Below are 15939 nucleotides of genomic sequence, written 5' to 3' on the forward strand. Positions count from 1 at the left end.
AGGCGGCGGCCCCGACTCAGCCGCTGAGGGCTGAGGTCGGTGGCGTCCTGGCCGCCCGGATCGCCGGGTAGAGGCCGGCGATCGCCCCGATCAGGAGGGTGGAGCCGATGCCCGCGAGCAGCACCTCGGGCGGCACGGCGGTCGGCCAGTCGTTCAGTGCGGCGACGACACTCGTGACGCCGGTGCCGAGTGCGGCGCCTGCGACCCCGCCGAGGGCGGAGAGCAGGAGCGCCTCGGTGAGGAACTGGGACCGGATGTGGCCCCGCGTCGCCCCGAGGGCGCGACGGAGACCGATCTCGCGTCGTCGTTCCAAGACCGAGATGACCATCGTGTTCGCGACACCGATGCCACCGACGAGCAGGGCGACCGAACCGAGTCCGAGGAGGAGGCCGGTGAAGGCTTGATCGGCGGCCTGCTTGGCGGCGAGGGCGTCCGACGGCCTGGAGACCTCGGCCTCCTCGGGCGCCGCCGGGTTCACGGTGCGGGGGAGGAGCTCACGGACGGCCTCGACGCGCTCGTCGGAGGACCGTTCGTACACCGTCGTCGGTTTGCCGTCGTACCCGAGACGTTCGGCGGCGACGGTCTCGCCGATCATCGCCGTGGTGTCGAGTTCCGGGGCGAGGTCGAGCGGATCCAGGATGCCCACCACGGTGAAGTACTGATCGCCGAGCTGGATCATCGAGCCGACCGTCGCGATCCCGAGCCGTTCCGCGGCCTTCGACCCCAGGACGACGGCGGGGTAGCTCCCGGTCGCCCGGTTCAGCCACTCCCCGGTGGCGAGGGTGCCGCCCACGACGTCCAGCAGGCTCTCCGTCACCGCTGCCGCGCCGAGTCCGCCGCTCGACGCCCGGTCGATGAGACTGCTGCGGTAGACGAGCACGCCGTTCAGCACGGCGGCCGAGCCGGCCCGTTCCACACCGTCGACCAGCCCCACTTTGCCGACGGTGTTCGCGGGCAGGGTCGCCGCCTCGCCGAAGAGGTTCTGGCCCGGTCGGACGGTCAGCAGGTTCGTCCCGAGAGCCGAGAGCTGCGCCTGCAGTTTCGCCTGACTGGACGAGGAGATGCCGACGACCGCGATCATCGCCGCGATGCCGATCGCGATCCCCAACGCGGAGAGGACGGCGCGCGTCGGGCGCGCCCGGAGGCCCGTGGTCCCGAGCCGGAGGACGTCGCGACCGAGCAACCGAGAGCGGCGGTCGTGGTCGGGGTGCACGCGGTGCTCGTTCATGCGGCCCGCCCCGAGTCGCTCACGATGCGGCCGTCGCGGATCGCCACCTGGCGGGGGAGTCGCGCGGCGAGTTCGGCGTCGTGCGTGATCACGACGATGGTCGTGCCCGCTGCGTGGAGTTCGTGCAGCAGTTCGACGATGCTCGCCCCGGACACGGAGTCCAGGTTGCCGGTGGGCTCGTCGGCGAGGAGCAGCGGCGGGTCACCGACCACGGCGCGCGCGATCGCGACACGTTGGCGTTCACCACCGGAGAGCTGCGTCGGGCGGTGTCCGAGACGGTGTCCGAGGCCGACGCGTTCGAGGGCGACGACCGCTCGGCGGCGGCGCTCGGCTCGGGGGACCCCTGCGTAGATGAGGCCGTCGGCGACGTTGTCGACCGTGGTCGAGCCGTCGGCCAGGTGGAACTGCTGGAAGACGAAGCCGATGCGGTACGCACGGAGGGCCGAGAGCCTCGCATCGGAGAGGCGTCCGACGTCCGAGCCCGCGATGCGGGCGGTTCCGCCGGTGGGCCGGTCGAGGGTCCCGATGAGGTTGAGCATCGTCGACTTGCCGGAGCCGCTCGGCCCGACGATGGCGACGAACTCGCCCTCATCGATCGTCAGGTCGACGCCCGCGAGCGCGAGGGTGGGTGGCTCGCCGTACTCACGGGTGACCCCCTCGAGGTGGATGATCGGCGGTCCGGCCGGCGGTGGCGGTACCGCTGCCGATGTCGTCGCGGCGTCGGTCATGAGACCGGCACCACGACGTCGAGGCCCTCGCGGATGCCGTCACCCGAGACCTCGACGCGACCATCGGCGAACAGGCCCGTCGTGACGGGGACCTGACGGCGCTTCCCCTTCCCCTCGACGACCTCGACGCCGAAGGTCTCGTCGTCGATCGCGATGAGCGCTTCCACCGGGACGGAGAGGACGTTCTCGCGTCGTTCCGTCGGGAAGCCCACCGTCACGGTCGCGCGCTGCAGCTCGGCTGCGGCCGCCGGATCGTCGAGCGTGATGCCGACCGGGATCGTGACCTTCTTCTGTCCGTCCGCATCCGACTCGGTCGGGACGCCGACGTCGGTGACCGTGCCGGTGGTCCGCTGTCCGCCGGGGAGGTTGACGTCGACCTTGGTCCCGACGACACCGAGACGCTGATCCGCGAGCTTCAGCGGGACGTCGATGCGCTTGTTCAGGGATGACACGGTGACGACCTTGTCGGATGCGGCGGTGCCGACCGCGGCGTCGACCGATGCGATCCGGACGTCGCCCGGCATGAAGACGATCGATCCGAGCTCCAGGCGTCCGGTCTCCTCGACGCCGAGGGCTTTCTGCCAGCGCTCGATGGCGCGCGCCGTCGACGCGGCGAACTCACCGTCCGGTTCGCGGTCGAAGTACCCGAGCGCCGCGAGGCTCTGTTCCAGCTGCTGGACGTCCGGCCCGTCGCCCATGCCCGACTCGAACGCCCGCCAAGCGGGGAGCGGCCCGTGGAGGAGCGTCACCGGAACGTTGTCGACGGCGTAGAGGGTGCCGCCGAGCGCTACCGTGCTGCCGGGGGCCGGTACCGCCGTGACGATGCCGGCTCCGCCACCGATGGTCCGCTGGTCGGCGTAGTCGAGCGTGCCCGTGGCCTGGGTCGTACCGGCCAGGTCACCAGTCGTGATCGGCGCGGTGCCCGTCCGGACGGTGTTCGACGGCTCCTCCTGGTTGGACGCCTCGGCGGAGGAGAGCATCGCGATGCTCGCGACGGCGCCGCCCGAGATCAGGACGGCGCCGACGCAGAGGGCTGCGATGATTCGACGACGGGCGCTCATCGGCCGGTCGAACCGAGTGAACTGCTGTTGCTCAGGTCGAGTCCGCAGGCGTCGAGTACGTCTTCAGGGACGTCGCTCGGAATGCTCATCGCCTCGCCCTTGACCGGGTCGGGGACGTCGATGCCGTTCTCTCGGAAGCATTCGGCCATCTGGAGCTGCTCGTCGAACCGGTCCGAGACGGGCACATCGCCGCCCGACGGTGCGGGCGGGGCGCCGAGCTTGTCGGTGCACGTCTTGGACGCAGCCGTGAAGGCTTCCTGGTCCGCGTCGCCGAGACTGATCGCGGCACCTGAGCCGTCCTTGCTGGGGTCGGGCATGTCCACGCCCTCGTCGCGCATGCAGGAGGCGAAGGCGAGCTGCCAGTCCTCGAAGCTCTGAACCGTGGACGGCGTCTTCGAGCCGGACTCGGATCCCGGTGAGCCCGATGCGCACGCGGCCAACGATCCCACGAGGATCGGGATGGCGATCAGTGCGGCGAGCGTGCCGAACGGGCGGCGGGTGAAACGGGCGGTGGCGGTGTCGGACATCTGCACTCCTCTGGGTGGGCTGACTGGTGACGACCAGTCCACTCGGCGGCGCGTTGCCCGGGCGTCAAGGAAAACGTTGACGTTCTCTGAACATGCGGCCCGGGAGCATAGATAACCGACATTCGGGGGATGCTCGACCGGCCTCCGTACGCTCCCCGTGTCATCACCACCCCACCCCACCCGAGAGGAACCCCCATGCGCGTCCTGGTTGCCGAGGACGAGGTCTATCTGGCCGAGGCGATCCGAGCCGGTCTCCGCCAGGAGGCCATCGCCGCCGACCTCGTCCACGATGGCGACGCAGCCCTCGAGGCGCTCACGATCAACGACTACGACGTCCTGCTCCTCGACCGGGACCTGCCGGGCACCCACGGTGACGACGTCTGTCGGCAAGTCGTCGTCGGGCACCCCGGTGTCCGGATCATGATGCTCACCGCTGCTCGCCGTCTCGATGACAAGGTGTCGGGACTGGGGCTCGGAGCAGACGACTACCTCGCGAAGCCGTTCGAGTTCCCAGAGCTCGTGGCCAGGCTCCGCGCGCTCGCCCGGCGCACGGCGGAGTCGCGCCCTCCGGTCCTCGAGCGCGCCGGAGTGCGACTCGACCCGTTCCGTCGAGAGGTCTTCCGCGACGGCGTGTACGTGAAGCTCTCGCGGAAGGAGTTCGCGGTCCTCGAGCAGCTGCTGCTCGCCGACGGCGGGGTCGTCAGCGCCGAGACCCTCCTCGAGAAGGCCTGGGACGAGAACGTCGACCCCTTCACGAACACCATCCGGGTGACCATCTCGAACCTCCGCCGACGCCTCGGCTCGCCGTGGGTGATCACGACCGTCCCGGGCGCGGGCTATCGGATCGAGGGCGACTGATGCCCCGTTCCGACGCCGCGGGGTTGCTCAGCCGCCCGAACCGCTTGACAGTGCGTATGCGCTTGACGCTGACGTACGCGCTGCTGTTCACCGTCGCCGGCTCGATCATGCTCGCGCTCATCTACGCCTTCATGCGGTACGTCCCGACGTACGCGATCACCGCGGTGCGGGCCGATGCGGCCATGGACGGCGCGACCCGTTGGCGGGCGACCGTGCCGAGCGAGGTCGCCGGGGCGGCCACCTACCAGCTGGCCGAGGGGCTGACCTCGGCGAACGGTGCAGCGGCACTCGTCGTCTCGGACCAGAGTGACATCCTGAACACCCTCCTCGTCTGGTCGCTCATCGTGCTCGTCATCCTCGCCGCGGCGAGCGCGTGGGGCGGCTGGATCCTGTCGGGCCGGCTGCTGCGTCCGCTGCACGAGATCAACGTGGCCGCGCAGCGGGCGGCGACCGGATCGTTCGACCATCGGGTCGCCCTCGCCGGCCCGCGGGACGAGATCACCGACCTCTCCGACACCTTCGACCACATGCTCGACCGGCTCGACCGGTCGTTCCGCGCCCACCAACGGTTCGCGGCGAACGCCTCGCACGAGCTGCGGACCCCGCTCGCGACGACCCAGGCGATGCTCGACGTCGCGGCGACCAGCGACGACCTCGACGACGAGACCTTCAGGGGACTGATCGCCCGGCTCCGTGAGACGAACACGCGCAGCATCCAGACCGTCGAGGCCGTCCTCGACCTCGCCGACCTCGAGCACTCGGAGCTGCGGGGTGAGACCGTGGCACTCGGAGAGCTGGCTTCCGAGGCCTGCGTCGCCGCCGCCTCCGCGGCTCGAGCGCGCGGGCTCGACTGCACGGCCGAGGTGCAGGACCTCGCGGTCTGGGGCGACGAGGCCATGCTGCACCAGCTGTGCGGCAACCTCCTGCAGAACGCCGTCCGGCACAACGTCGACGGCGGCTTCGTGCGGGTCTCGGTGCGCCGGTCGGGCGGTCCCGCGGGCGGCGCGGTGGTCCTCCGGGTCGAGAACTCCGGGGAGTCGATCCCGGCGGACGTGGTCGCGAGGCTCACCGAACCGTTCTATCGCGCCGGCGGCCGGGTCGCGCGCGGACCGGAGCGGTCACGTGGGCTCGGACTCGCCATCGCGGAGAGCATCGCCGAGGTGCACGGGGCTTCGCTCGAGCTCACCGCGCGGTCGGAGGGCGGGCTGGTGGTGACGGTCACGTTCCCGCCGAGCGACCCGGACGCCGGCACCGAGGCGTCAGCTCAGCGCGCCGTGACGACGCGCTCGCCCCGTGCCCACACGAAGAATCCGGCGAGGGTGAACGCCCCGTAGAACAGGTACATCGACGCCGAGACCCAGTACCCGGCGCCGAACAGGAGCGGGACGCCGACCAGGTCGACCGCGACCCAGATGAGCCAGAACTCCACCCAGCGTTTCGCCATCCCCCAGGTCGCGAGCAGGGAGCCCATGAAGATCCAGGCGTCGGCCCAGACCGGCTCGTAGGAGCCGAGTGCCCGGAAGACGGGGATCAGGACCAGCGTGCCGCCGAGCAGGAGGCCGACGAGGACGAGTCTCACCCGCCACCCGGCCCAGCGGGGCCGGATCACGGCGACCGGACCGGTCGTCGTCTCGACCCGCTCGACCCGCCGCCACTGCACCCAGCCGTAGACCGACACGACGATGAACATGAGCTGGCGGCCCGCCTGCCCGAGGAGGTTGGTCGGGTTCGGCGTGTGGAAGACCGCGCCGAGGAAGACGGTCAGGAGGAGTGCGTTGCCGATGATGCCGACGGGCCAGGCCCAGGCACGGCGACGCATGCCGCCGAGGGCGCTCGCCAGGCCGAACAGGTTGCCGACGACCTCCCGCCAGAGGACCACCTGGTCGCCGACCCTGAACGTCGCGTCGAAGAGCCAGAGGAGGATCCCCACTGCAGTGCTCCGATCGGGTCCGTTGCCAGATGATGCGCGGTCACGCGACCGACGGTCCACCGTACAACGTGCAGAGCCGCCTCCCGATCGGGAGGCGGCTCTGTGACGCTCTGCGGCTCGATGGCCCTGTTCGCCGGCTAGCTCGCGGCGGGCAGTCCTCCACCGGCGGCGATGACCTGCTCGAGGAAGGCGTCGGTGGCCGCGGCCTGCTTGCGCATGACGCGCTCGGCGTCCTCGGCGCTGCGTGCCTCGGCGGCCGCGACCAGCCCGGTGACGTACGCGGCGAAGATGTCCCACTGGAAGAAGTCGATCGTCGGCAGCGAGGTGTAGGTCACCCGGGTGTTCATCTGACGGGCGACCTGCTGCAGCAGCGAGTTGCCCGAACGCTCGACCATGAAGTCGGCGAAGGCGGAGGACGACCGGAGGACGTGCTTGTCACGCGCCTCGATGTCCGCGAGCACCGCGTCGCCGAGCTCGCGGAACGCCGCGACGTCCTCGTCGGTGAACTGCGGGATGCTCCACCGTGCGCTGAGCTCGTGGAAGCCGTTCAGGAGGCGCAGTGCTTCGGCGTACTGCTCGGCGGTGGGTTTCGCGACTCGGGTGTACCGCTGCGGTGCGGTCTCGACCAGTCCGATGTCGGCGAGCTTGCTGATCGCTTCGCGGATCGGGGTCCTCGAGACGCCGAGCCACTTCTCGAGCTCTTCGTCGTTGAGGCGCTCGCCGGGCTCGAGGGTGCCGTCCTCGATCGCGGTCAGGAGCTGCTCGAAGACGATGTCGCGCAGGAGCTTCCGAGGGCTCGTCTCGACGGTTTTGGGAACAGGCATGGGACTCCGATCGTCGAGCTGGGATATGACCAGTTCAGAATACCGATATCCAAGGTGTGTTGGATAGTTTTGTGCCTCATGTGTTGGTGAACATGCCGGATGCACAGGTGCAGCCGAGTGCGCCGGGCCTTGCTATCCTGGCGCGCACGGGCGCACCCCGGAGCGGCAGGAAGGTGGGACGCATGTCGACGGACTCGACGGCCAGCAGGCCCCGCCATCGGCGGATCCATCTCTTCCAGACGCTCGGGGCGCTGCTGGGCGGCGTGACGCGGGTGACCGTGCCCGTCCTCGAGGACGCCGACCGAGCGGCGCTCGTCGCCGAGCTGGACGAGGTGTCGCGAGTGATCGGCTTGCAGGACCCGGTCGCCTACGCCGAGCTCTCGTGGCCGCTCATGGACCATCTCGTCGCCCTCTGCCCGAATCGCATCCTGGTCACGACCGCTCGCGACGCACTCGCGCTGCTCTCGCCGCAACTCGAGGTCACCGCCGACACCGACTGGCTCGATTGGCCGTCACTCGCGGTGGACTTCCCGATCCTCCGGGACGCGGTCGCGGAGGGGGACGCGATCGCCGCGGAACTGGCCGTGGAACGACTGTGGGGCATGGCCGCGACGCTTCCGTGAAGCATTCCAAATGCTGATATGCTGAAGTCGTCGCTTGCGACACCACTGCCGGAGACGCCGGTCAGGACATTCGGGTTCCTGGCTCGAGCGCCCGGTGGTGAGTCGGGTGGGTGGGTTTCGGGTATCCGCCCACCCGGCGTCTCGAACCCCATCCAGAAACGACACAGCCCCCACGCCGTCGGGCGCAGGGGCTGTGTGGAGGCGGGTCGCTCAGCCGATGACCGGGCCGAACCGCTCGGGGAGGACGCTTTTGGACACCCGACGCAGTTCGGAGACCGGGATGGTCAGGACGTCCTGGATCTCGAGGGCGGGCTCGGTCGCGTCGCCGACGGCCGAGGCGTCGGTCACGCCGATGCGGAGCACCGGGTAGCCGCGGCCCTCGCACAGACCCTGGAACTTGACGTCGTCCTCGCGCGGCACCGAGACGATGACGCGTCCGGTGGACTCGGAGAAGAGCGCCGTCGTGAGGTCGACGCCGTCGCGCGTGAGCAGCTCGCCGAGGAACACCCGGGCACCGACACCGAAGCGCATGACGCTCTCTGCGAGCGCCTGGGCGAGACCACCGTCGGAGAGGTCGTGGGCGGAGGACACGAGGCCCTCCTTAGCTGCGGCGTGCAGCAGCTCGGCCAGCGTCTTCTCGCCGGCGAGGTCGACCTTCGGCGGCAGGCCACCGAGGTGGTCGTGGATCGTCCCGGCCCAGGCGGAGCCGTCGAGCTCGAGTGACGTGGTGCCGAGGAGGTAGAGGTTGTCGCCCTCGTCCTGCCATCCGCTCGGGATGCGGCGCGCGACGTCGTCGATCACGCCGAGGACGCCGACGACGGGCGTCGGGAAGATCGGGACGTCGCCCGTCTGGTTGTAGAACGACACGTTGCCGCCGGTGACCGGCACGCCGAGCTCGAGGCAGGCGTCCGACAGGCCGGCGACGGCCTCGGAGAACTGCCACATGACCTCGGGGTTCTCCGGCGAGCCGAAGTTCAGGCAGTCGGTGACGGCGGCCGGGACGGCACCGGTGACGGCGACGTTGCGGTAGGCCTCCGCGAGCGCGAGCTGTGCACCCTGGCGCGGGTCGAGCTGGCAGTAGCGGCCGTTCGCGTCGGTTGCGATGGCGAAGCCGAGGCCGGACTCCTCGTCGACACGGATCATGCCGCCGTCGTCGGGGAAGGACAGCGCCGTGTTGCCCATGACGTAGTAGTCGTACTGGTTGGTGATCCAGCTCTTGTCGGCGAGGTTCGCCGAGCCGAGGAGTGAGCGGAACTGCTGCTCCAGCTCGGCAGGGGCGTCCGTGCGGGGGAGGGCCGACGCGGAGTCGGCCTGCAGGGCGTCGATCCAGGTGGGGTACGCGACCGGGCGCTCATAGACCGGGCCGTCGACCGCGACGGTCGAGGGGTCGACGTTCACGATCTCCTCGCCGTGCCAGTTGATGACGAGGCGGCCGGTGTCGGTGACCTCACCGAGCACCGAGGTCTCGACGTCCCACTTGTCGGTGACGGCGAGGAAGGCGTCGAGCTTGCCCGGCTCGACGACGGCCATCATGCGCTCCTGCGACTCCGACATGAGGATCTCCTCGGGCGTCAGCGAGGGGTCGCGCAGCAGCACGTGCGACAGCTCGACGAACATGCCGCCGTCGCCGTTGGCCGCGAGCTCACTCGTGGCGCAGGAGATGCCGGCGGCACCGAGGTCCTGGATGCCCTCGACGAGGCTGTCGCGGTAGAGCTCGAGACAGCACTCGATGAGCACCTTCTCGGCGAACGGGTCGCCGACCTGGACGGCCGGACGCTTCGTCGGGCCGTTCGCGTCGAAGGAGTCGGACGCGAGGATGGAGGCGCCGCCGATGCCGTCGCCACCGGTGCGGGCACCGAAGAGGACGATCTTGTTGCCGACGCCCGAGGCGTTGGCGAGGCGGAGGTCCTCGTGACGCAGGACACCGACCGACAGGGCGTTGACGAGCGGGTTGCCCTGGTACACCTTGTCGAAGTAGGTCTCGCCACCGATGTTCGGCAGGCCCAGGCAGTTGCCGTAGGAGGAGATGCCGGCGGTGACACCGTGCACGACGCGCGCGGTGTCGGGGTGGTCGATGTCGCCGAAGCGGAGCTGGTCCATGATGGCGACCGGTCGGGCACCCATCGAGATGATGTCGCGGACGATGCCGCCGACGCCCGTGGCCGCACCCTGGAAGGGCTCGATGTAGGAGGGGTGGTTGTGGCTCTCGACCTTGAAGGTCACGGCCCAGCCCTCGCCGACGTCGATGACGCCGGCGTTCTCGCCCATGCCGACCATGAGGTTCTTCTTCATGTCGTCGGTGACCTTCTGGCCGAACTGGCGCAGGTAGATCTTGCTGGACTTGTAGGAGCAGTGCTCGCTCCACATGACCGAGTACATGGCGAGCTCGCCGCTCGTGGGACGACGGCCGAGGATCTCGCGGATCTTCGCGTACTCGTCGGCCTTCAGGCCGAGGGCGCCGTAGGGCTGCTCTCGGTCCGGTGTCGCGACGGCGTTCTCGACGGTGTCGGCGACGGCGGAGCTGGTGGGGGTGGTGGTCGTCACGAGGGCAGGACTCCAAAGGAAGTGGTGGGATGCCGGACCCACCAATCTTAGCGGCGCGCGGCGACGAACAGATCCTCGGATGGGCGTCGGAGGTCGACGCCGATTCGTCACGGTGCGGTGCCTGATTCGCGGTCTCTTCACGAGCTTCGAGATCGACCGTGACGATCGGTGCGATGGTTGCGTCCTATCACCAACGAAGCGATCAACCGCTCGCTCGAGACGAACCAGGAAGGGCAACACCATGTCGAACACCACCAACTCCCCGAAGCCCACCGTCACGAAGGGTGTCGTCGGCGAGAACAACGCCGCCACGCAGACGAACACCCACGGCAAGACGGTCATCGACAACGGCGTGGTCGCGAAGATCGCCGGCATCGCAGCCCGCGAGGTCCGCGGCGTGCACGCCCTCGGTGGTGGCGCAGCCCGTGCCTTCGGTGCCATCCGCGACGCCATCGGCTCCTCCGACCTGTCGCAGGGCATCCGCGTCGAGGTCGGCGAGACCCAGGTCGCCGTCGACGTCGTGATCGTCGCCGACTACCCGGTCGACCTGCAGGCCGTCGCGAGTGAGGTCCGCGCCTCCATCATCCGCGCGATCGAGCAGTTCGTCGGCATGGAGGTCACCGAGGTCAACGTGACCGTCAGCGACGTCTTCATCCCGTCCGACGACGAGGACCAGAACGCCGAGGCGCGAGTCCAGTGACCGCCACCAACACCGGCATCCTGATCGGTGCCGTCCTCGCACTCAGCTGGGTGGCCTTCGGGTTCTGGGCGTTCGTGTTCGTCGCGGTCGCGATGGGGATCGGCGCCCTCGTGGCCCGCATCGTCACCGGCCAGACCGACCTGAACGCGATCGTCGACGCCGTCCGCGGGAAGCGCGTCTCGTCATGACCACCGCCGTCCTCGACCGGGGTGTCCCCTCGGTCGCCGAAGCTCCCGGCGTGCACCCGCACGGCGGGCCGGGCCGGACGCGGATCACCGCGAAGGCCCTCGAGCACGTCGCCGTGAACATCGCGGCCGAATCGCTCGGGGTCCCGGCGGGACGCGTGAAGGTCGAGCTCGCCGACGACCGGGGTGCACTCGCGCTCATCGTCACCTCGCCGATGCGCGCGATCCCACTGGCGCGCGTCTCGGCCACCCCCGACGCGCTCCAGCGTTCAGGGGGCTCCATCGTCGAACGGGTCTCGGCCGCCACCGGTGCCATCGCCGCTCGCGTCGAGCAGTTGTCCGGTTCGAGCGTCTCGCGCGTTTCCATCCGCGTGAGCGGACTCGAGATCGACCAGGAAGGACGCGTGTCATGACCCCCACAGCCACGACCCCGGTCACCGGCCCGACGCGGGTGCTCCGGCGCCTGGCTCGCCGCGAACTGCACTCGCCGCGCTCGACCGCCGCGATCCTCCTCGCGGTCCTGCTCGTGCTCGTCGCGCTCTGGATCGCCGTGGAGACGGTGCTCGCCCTCATCGGCGTCCGCCCGCTCCTCGTCGCCCCGGGTGAGATCCCGGGAGCCGCGGCCAGCCTGCCGACGACGCAGCCCGTCATCCTCGCCGTCGCGGGCGCACTTGTGCTCCTGCTCGGGGTGGTCCTCATCGGGATCGCGCTCGGACCGGGGCGTCGTCACCGCCATCTGTTGTCGACCGGGCGCGTACTCGCGGTCGTCGATGACGAGGTCATCGCGTCGGCCCTCGCACAGCGCGCTTCGACGACGGCTGCCACGCATCCTGACGGCACCTCCGTGGCCGTCGGCCGGCGGAGCGCCGCGATCCGGATCACCCCCGCCAGCGGCATGCCCGTCGACCGGTCCGAGGTCGACCGCGCCGTCGCCGCCGACCTCGACGCGTTCGGCCTGCAGCCGTCGCTCCGGGCGACCACCTCCATCTCGTCGAACGGGAAGGTCGGACAGTGAACTCCACCAACCGCGGACTGAACCGTCTGCTCATCCTCCTCATCGGACTCGTGTTCGTCGTGATCGGGGCGGCGGCCCTCGCCGTCGTCACCGTGCCCGTCGTCGCCGACTGGTGGCGCGACAACCGTGACGCGGTGCTCGACACGATCGACGGCTGGTTCGCCTGGAACCCGTTCGCCGCTGCGCCCGGCGCGGACGCCGGACAGACGGCCCCGGTCCTCGTCCCGATCGTCCCGATCGTCGGGATCGTGCTACTCGTGATCGTCGCCGCCCTGCTCATCCCGTTCGTCCTGCGTCAGGGTCGTGGCCGTTCCGGCGTCGTGCATCGTGCGACCGTCGAGCACGGCGACATCGTGCTCGAGACGGACGTCGCGGCCAACGCGCTCGGCGATGCGCTCGACGACACCGAAGCGTTCTCATCCGTCCGCGTCTCCGCCTGGGACGTGAACCGGGCGCAGGCGCTCAAGGTCGCCGTCACCTGCCGGCGCGGCGTCTCGCCCCGCACGGCGGTGGAAACCGTCAGCACGGCGGTGGAGTCGCTCGACCGCCTGCTCGGCGTCGAGCTCCCCGTCCTCGTCGAGGTCGGCGGCGACTTCCGCGCCGCCAAGCCGAAGCGCGTCCTCCAGTGACCGTCACTGATCCGGACGTGCCGGCGCAATTGCAAGCCCCCGTCCGAATCGGCTGATCCGCAGCCGCGCGTCGCAGAATGCCAGTGTCGCGGGAAGAACCATCGGGACACATCAACGCCCCACGGCGATCCGTGGGAGAGGGAGCAACACCATGGGTAAGAAGATCCTCCTCATCATCGTCGGCCTCATCGCCTTCGGTGCCTACACGCTCGGCGCGAAGGCCGGACGCACCCGGTACCGCGAGATCAAGCACGCCGCAGAAGAGTTCTGGAACGACCCTCGCGTCGAGAAGGCGCGCAAGAAGGCCGTGAAGAACGCGAAGAAGGCCACGGCGAAGGCCCAGAAGGAAGTCCAGAAGAAGCTCCACTGAGCCCCTTCGCCCGCCCGTCCTCGGGTGGAACGCAGCCCGCTCGCCCCAGTCTGGGGGAGCGGGCGGCGTTCGTGCTCACAACACCTTCGAGAGGAACGCCCGCGTCCTGGCGTGCTGCGGGTTGGCGAGCACCTCGCGAGGTGCTCCCGTCTCCACGACGACGCCGCCGTCCATGAACACGAGCGAGTCGGCCACCTCCCGGGCGAACCCCATCTCGTGCGTGACGACGATCATCGTCATGCCGTCCTTCGCGAGTCCCTTCATGACGTCGAGGACCTCGCCGACCAGCTCCGGGTCGAGTGCCGAGGTCGGCTCGTCGAACAGCATGAGCTTCGGGTCCATCGCGAGGGCCCGCGCGATCGCGACCCGCTGCTGCTGACCGCCTGACAGGTGGCCGGGGTACGCCGCCGCCTTGTCGCTCAGACCGACCCGGTCCAGGAGTTCCCGGCCGCGCTGCTCGGCGACCGCGCGCCGTTGGCCTTTCACCTGCATAGGTGCCTCGATGATGTTCTCGAGCGCCGTCATGTGGGGGAACAGGTTGAACCGCTGGAACACCATGCCGATGTCGCGCCGCTGCTTCGCCGCCTCCTTGGGCTTCAACTCGTAGAGCTTGTCACCCCGCTCGCGGTATCCGATGAGGTCACCCTCGACGAGCAACCGTCCGCCGTCGACCCGCTCCAGGTGGTTGATGCAGCGCAGGAAGGTCGACTTGCCGGAGCCCGACGGCCCGACCAGGCACATCACCTCGCCGCGTCGTACCGTGAGCGAGATGTCCTTGAGGACCGTGTTCGAGCCGAAGGACTTCACCACGCCCTCCGCGCGGACCATGTCGGTCGTGTCCGTGATCGTCATCGTCGTTCTCCGCTCTCGCCGTCGGCAGGACTCTGCTTGGCGCGCGCCTCGGCCTCCTGGACCTGGATGGCCTCGGTCGTGACCGGTGCCCCCGCGTCGATCCTGGTGAGCCCGCGCGCGAACCGCTTCTCCAGGAAGTACTGACCCACCATCAGGATCGAGGTGAACAGCAGGTACCAGAGCGACGCGACGATGAGCAGCGGGATCGGGTTGAACGTCTCGGACGAGATGTCCCGCGACCTCGTGTAGAGCTCCTGCGTGAACGGGACGGCAGTCACGAGCGAGGTGGTCTTGAGCATCGAGATCACCTCGTTGCCGGTCGGCGGGATGATGATCCGCATCGACTGCGGCAGGATGACCCGCCGCATCGTCTGCGCCCAACTCATCCCGAGCGCCGTCGACGCCTCCTCCTGTCCGCGGTCCACCGACAGCAGACCGGCGCGCACGATCTCCGACATGTAGGCGGCCTCGTTGAGCGCCAGCCCGATGACGGCGATCCAGAAGGTGTTCAGCGCGGCGTCCGTCGGCAGCTGCGCGATCGGCGGGAGGAACGGCAGTCCGATGTTGAGCGTCGGGTAGATCGTCGCGAGCAGGCCCCAGAAGACCAGCTGCACGTAGACCGGCGTCCCGCGGAACAGCCAGACGAAGCCCCATGCGATGGCCTTGAGCACCGGGTTCGGCGACAGTCGCATGATCGCGAGCACGACGCCGAGGACGATGGCGCCGATCATCGAGTACACCGTCAGCTGCAGCGTGATGAGCGCTGCCATGGTGATCCGCCGGTCGAAGACGTACTTGCCCACGGCCGGCCAGTCGTACGCCGGCCGCGTCGCCGCGTCGACCACGAAGGCGACGAGCAAGAGCACGATGATGACGGCGAACACGTTCCGCCACGGATGGCGGAGCTTGACGACCTTCAACGGCACCGGGGGCGCGGACGCCGTTCCGGTGGTTCTGGAGTCGCTCATGGTCAGCTCGTCGCGCCGTTGATGTCGATCTTGTCGATGGCGCCGGACTCGACGCCCCACTTGCTCAGGATCGAGCCGTAGGTGCCGTCCTCCATGAGGGACTGCAGGGCGGCCTGGAGGGCCTTGCCGAGGTCGCCACGGTCCTTGGCGATCGGCATGCCGTAGAGGAACGTGGAGTAGACGTCACCGGAGAGTTCGAGCTTCCCGTCGCTCTGCTGGACGGCGTACTGCACGACCGGGGAGTCGGCGGTCATCGCGTCGGCGCGGCCGAGCGTGACCGCTGCCGTCGCCTCGTCCTGCGTGTCGTAGCCGAGGGCCTCGATCGCGGGCTTGCCGGCGTCCGTGCAGGCCTGTGACTTGGCGGGGACGTCGTCGAGGGCCTCCGTCGTGCCGTTCTGGACGGCGACCTTCAGCCCACAGGCGTTGTCGGGGTCGACGGACTTGCCCGCGAGGGTCGCCCACTGGATCCCGGCCGTGAAGTAGTCGACCATGTCGACCTGCTGCTGACGCTCCTTGGTGTCGAAGAAGGACGACAGCCCGACGTCGTACTTGCCACCGGTGATGCTCGGGATGATGTTGTCGAACTTCGCCACCTGGTAGTCGGTGGTGAGGCCGAGCTTGCCGGCCATCGCGTCGGCGAGCTCGATCTCCCAACCGATCGGGTCGCCGTTCGCGTCCTTGAACTCGTTGGGCGCGTAGGTCGCGTCGGTGCCGAGGATGAGCTTGCCGGCTTGACGGATGTCGTCGGGGAGCAGTGCCTCGGCGGCCTTGTCGACGGTCACCGCGGCAGCTGAGCCGGTGGCGTCGGGTGTGGCGACCTCGTTGTTGACGCAGCCGGTGAGCAGCAGCGCGGCGGCGGCCGTGAGTGCGGCCGGGAGCAGGTATCGGTTCTTCATG

At 69.6% G+C, this 15939-nt stretch carries 19 protein-coding genes; 9 read left to right on the forward strand and 10 right to left on the reverse strand.

Annotated features, from left to right (window positions below; all coding sequences use genetic code 11):
• Positions 1–16: 16 nt before the first annotated feature.
• The 4 genes from GV015_RS07260 to GV015_RS07275 are packed head-to-tail and all read right to left on the reverse strand — an operon-like array spanning position 17 to position 3544.
• On the reverse strand, positions 17–1228 hold the full coding sequence (locus GV015_RS07260) for an ABC transporter permease (RefSeq protein ID WP_159877638.1): 1212 nt from the start codon (positions 1226–1228) through the stop codon (positions 17–19).
• Positions 1225–1956: an ABC transporter ATP-binding protein gene (locus GV015_RS07265; RefSeq protein ID WP_159877640.1), complete on the reverse strand. Its 732-nt coding sequence runs from the start codon at positions 1954–1956 to the stop codon at positions 1225–1227. The genes GV015_RS07260 and GV015_RS07265 overlap by 4 nt, the downstream gene beginning before the upstream one ends.
• The gene (locus tag GV015_RS07270) at positions 1953–3017 is read right to left on the reverse strand and encodes a peptidoglycan-binding protein (RefSeq protein ID WP_159877642.1); all 1065 of its coding nucleotides are present in this window, start codon (positions 3015–3017) and stop codon (positions 1953–1955) included. Before GV015_RS07270 ends, GV015_RS07265 begins: the two co-directional genes overlap by 4 nt.
• Positions 3014–3544, reverse strand: a complete 531-nt coding sequence (locus GV015_RS07275) for a hypothetical protein (protein ID WP_159877644.1) — start codon at positions 3542–3544, stop codon at positions 3014–3016. The genes GV015_RS07270 and GV015_RS07275 overlap by 4 nt, the downstream gene beginning before the upstream one ends.
• A 195-nt stretch (positions 3545–3739) precedes the next feature.
• On the opposite strand from GV015_RS07275, the gene GV015_RS07280 reads away from it, so the two are divergent.
• Positions 3740–4402: a response regulator transcription factor gene (locus GV015_RS07280; RefSeq protein ID WP_159877646.1), complete on the forward strand. Its 663-nt coding sequence runs from the start codon at positions 3740–3742 to the stop codon at positions 4400–4402.
• A 62-nt stretch (positions 4403–4464) separates the two neighbouring features.
• Positions 4465–5736 carry a cell wall metabolism sensor histidine kinase WalK gene (locus GV015_RS07285; RefSeq protein WP_159877648.1) on the forward strand — a complete coding sequence of 424 codons (1272 nt, stop codon included), beginning with the start codon at positions 4465–4467 and terminating at the stop codon, positions 5734–5736.
• Here the strand turns inward: GV015_RS07285 and pnuC are convergent.
• Both pnuC and GV015_RS07295 read right to left on the reverse strand, forming a co-directional pair.
• Entirely contained in the window at positions 5667–6332 is a 666-nt protein-coding gene (gene pnuC / locus GV015_RS07290) for a nicotinamide riboside transporter PnuC (RefSeq protein ID WP_159877650.1), read from the reverse strand. The two genes, GV015_RS07285 and pnuC, sit on opposite strands and share 70 nt — an antisense overlap.
• 137 nt (positions 6333–6469) lie before the next feature.
• The gene (locus GV015_RS07295; RefSeq protein ID WP_159877652.1) at positions 6470–7156 is read right to left on the reverse strand and encodes a GntR family transcriptional regulator; all 687 of its coding nucleotides are present in this window, start codon (positions 7154–7156) and stop codon (positions 6470–6472) included.
• Positions 7157–7338: 182 nt separating this feature from the next.
• On the opposite strand from GV015_RS07295, the gene GV015_RS07300 reads away from it, so the two are divergent.
• Complete coding sequence (locus tag GV015_RS07300; RefSeq protein WP_159877654.1) at positions 7339–7779, forward strand: FCD domain-containing protein; 441 nt, start codon at positions 7339–7341, stop codon at positions 7777–7779.
• 210 nt (positions 7780–7989) lie between these two features.
• On the opposite strand, the gene purL is transcribed toward GV015_RS07300, so the two are convergent.
• Positions 7990–10323: a phosphoribosylformylglycinamidine synthase subunit PurL gene (gene purL, locus GV015_RS07305; RefSeq protein ID WP_085511863.1), complete on the reverse strand. Its 2334-nt coding sequence runs from the start codon at positions 10321–10323 to the stop codon at positions 7990–7992.
• Positions 10324–10564: 241 nt separating this feature from the next.
• Here purL and GV015_RS07310 point away from each other — a divergent pair, with 241 nt between their 5' ends.
• The 6 genes from GV015_RS07310 (at position 10565) to GV015_RS07335 (ending at position 13222) form a co-directional block, all read left to right on the forward strand.
• The gene (locus tag GV015_RS07310; RefSeq protein WP_079001390.1) at positions 10565–11023 is read left to right on the forward strand and encodes an Asp23/Gls24 family envelope stress response protein; all 459 of its coding nucleotides are present in this window, start codon (positions 10565–10567) and stop codon (positions 11021–11023) included.
• A complete protein-coding gene (locus GV015_RS07315) occupies positions 11020–11211 on the forward strand; it encodes a DUF2273 domain-containing protein (RefSeq protein WP_056008790.1) in 192 nt (63 codons plus the stop codon). The genes GV015_RS07310 and GV015_RS07315 overlap by 4 nt, the downstream gene beginning before the upstream one ends.
• Positions 11208–11621, forward strand: coding sequence for a hypothetical protein (locus tag GV015_RS07320; RefSeq protein ID WP_079705038.1), 414 nt, complete (start codon positions 11208–11210; stop codon positions 11619–11621). The genes GV015_RS07315 and GV015_RS07320 overlap by 4 nt, the downstream gene beginning before the upstream one ends.
• Complete coding sequence (locus GV015_RS07325) at positions 11618–12223, forward strand: DUF6286 domain-containing protein (protein WP_137242342.1); 606 nt, start codon at positions 11618–11620, stop codon at positions 12221–12223. The genes GV015_RS07320 and GV015_RS07325 overlap by 4 nt, the downstream gene beginning before the upstream one ends.
• Positions 12220–12852 carry a hypothetical protein gene (locus GV015_RS07330; RefSeq protein ID WP_159877656.1) on the forward strand — a complete coding sequence of 211 codons (633 nt, stop codon included), beginning with the start codon at positions 12220–12222 and terminating at the stop codon, positions 12850–12852. Before GV015_RS07325 ends, GV015_RS07330 begins: the two co-directional genes overlap by 4 nt.
• A gap of 151 nt (positions 12853–13003) precedes the next feature.
• Positions 13004–13222, forward strand: a complete 219-nt coding sequence (locus GV015_RS07335) for a hypothetical protein (protein ID WP_064294172.1) — start codon at positions 13004–13006, stop codon at positions 13220–13222.
• A 75-nt stretch (positions 13223–13297) separates the two neighbouring features.
• On the opposite strand, the gene GV015_RS07340 is transcribed toward GV015_RS07335, so the two are convergent.
• From GV015_RS07340 to GV015_RS07350, 3 genes are read right to left on the reverse strand one after another with little or no spacing between them, the layout of a single operon-like run.
• On the reverse strand, positions 13298–14074 hold the full coding sequence (locus GV015_RS07340) for an amino acid ABC transporter ATP-binding protein (protein ID WP_274598595.1): 777 nt from the start codon (positions 14072–14074) through the stop codon (positions 13298–13300).
• A complete protein-coding gene (locus GV015_RS07345; RefSeq protein ID WP_079705041.1) occupies positions 14071–15042 on the reverse strand; it encodes an amino acid ABC transporter permease in 972 nt (323 codons plus the stop codon). The genes GV015_RS07340 and GV015_RS07345 overlap by 4 nt, the downstream gene beginning before the upstream one ends.
• A 2-nt stretch (positions 15043–15044) precedes the next feature.
• Positions 15045–15938: an ABC transporter substrate-binding protein gene (locus GV015_RS07350; RefSeq protein ID WP_192004516.1), complete on the reverse strand. Its 894-nt coding sequence runs from the start codon at positions 15936–15938 to the stop codon at positions 15045–15047.
• Between the last annotated feature and the right edge of the window lies 1 nt (position 15939).

The sequence above is a fragment of the Plantibacter sp. T3 genome, from assembly GCF_902506515.1.
GTDB classification, from domain to species: domain Bacteria; phylum Actinomycetota; class Actinomycetes; order Actinomycetales; family Microbacteriaceae; genus Plantibacter; species Plantibacter auratus.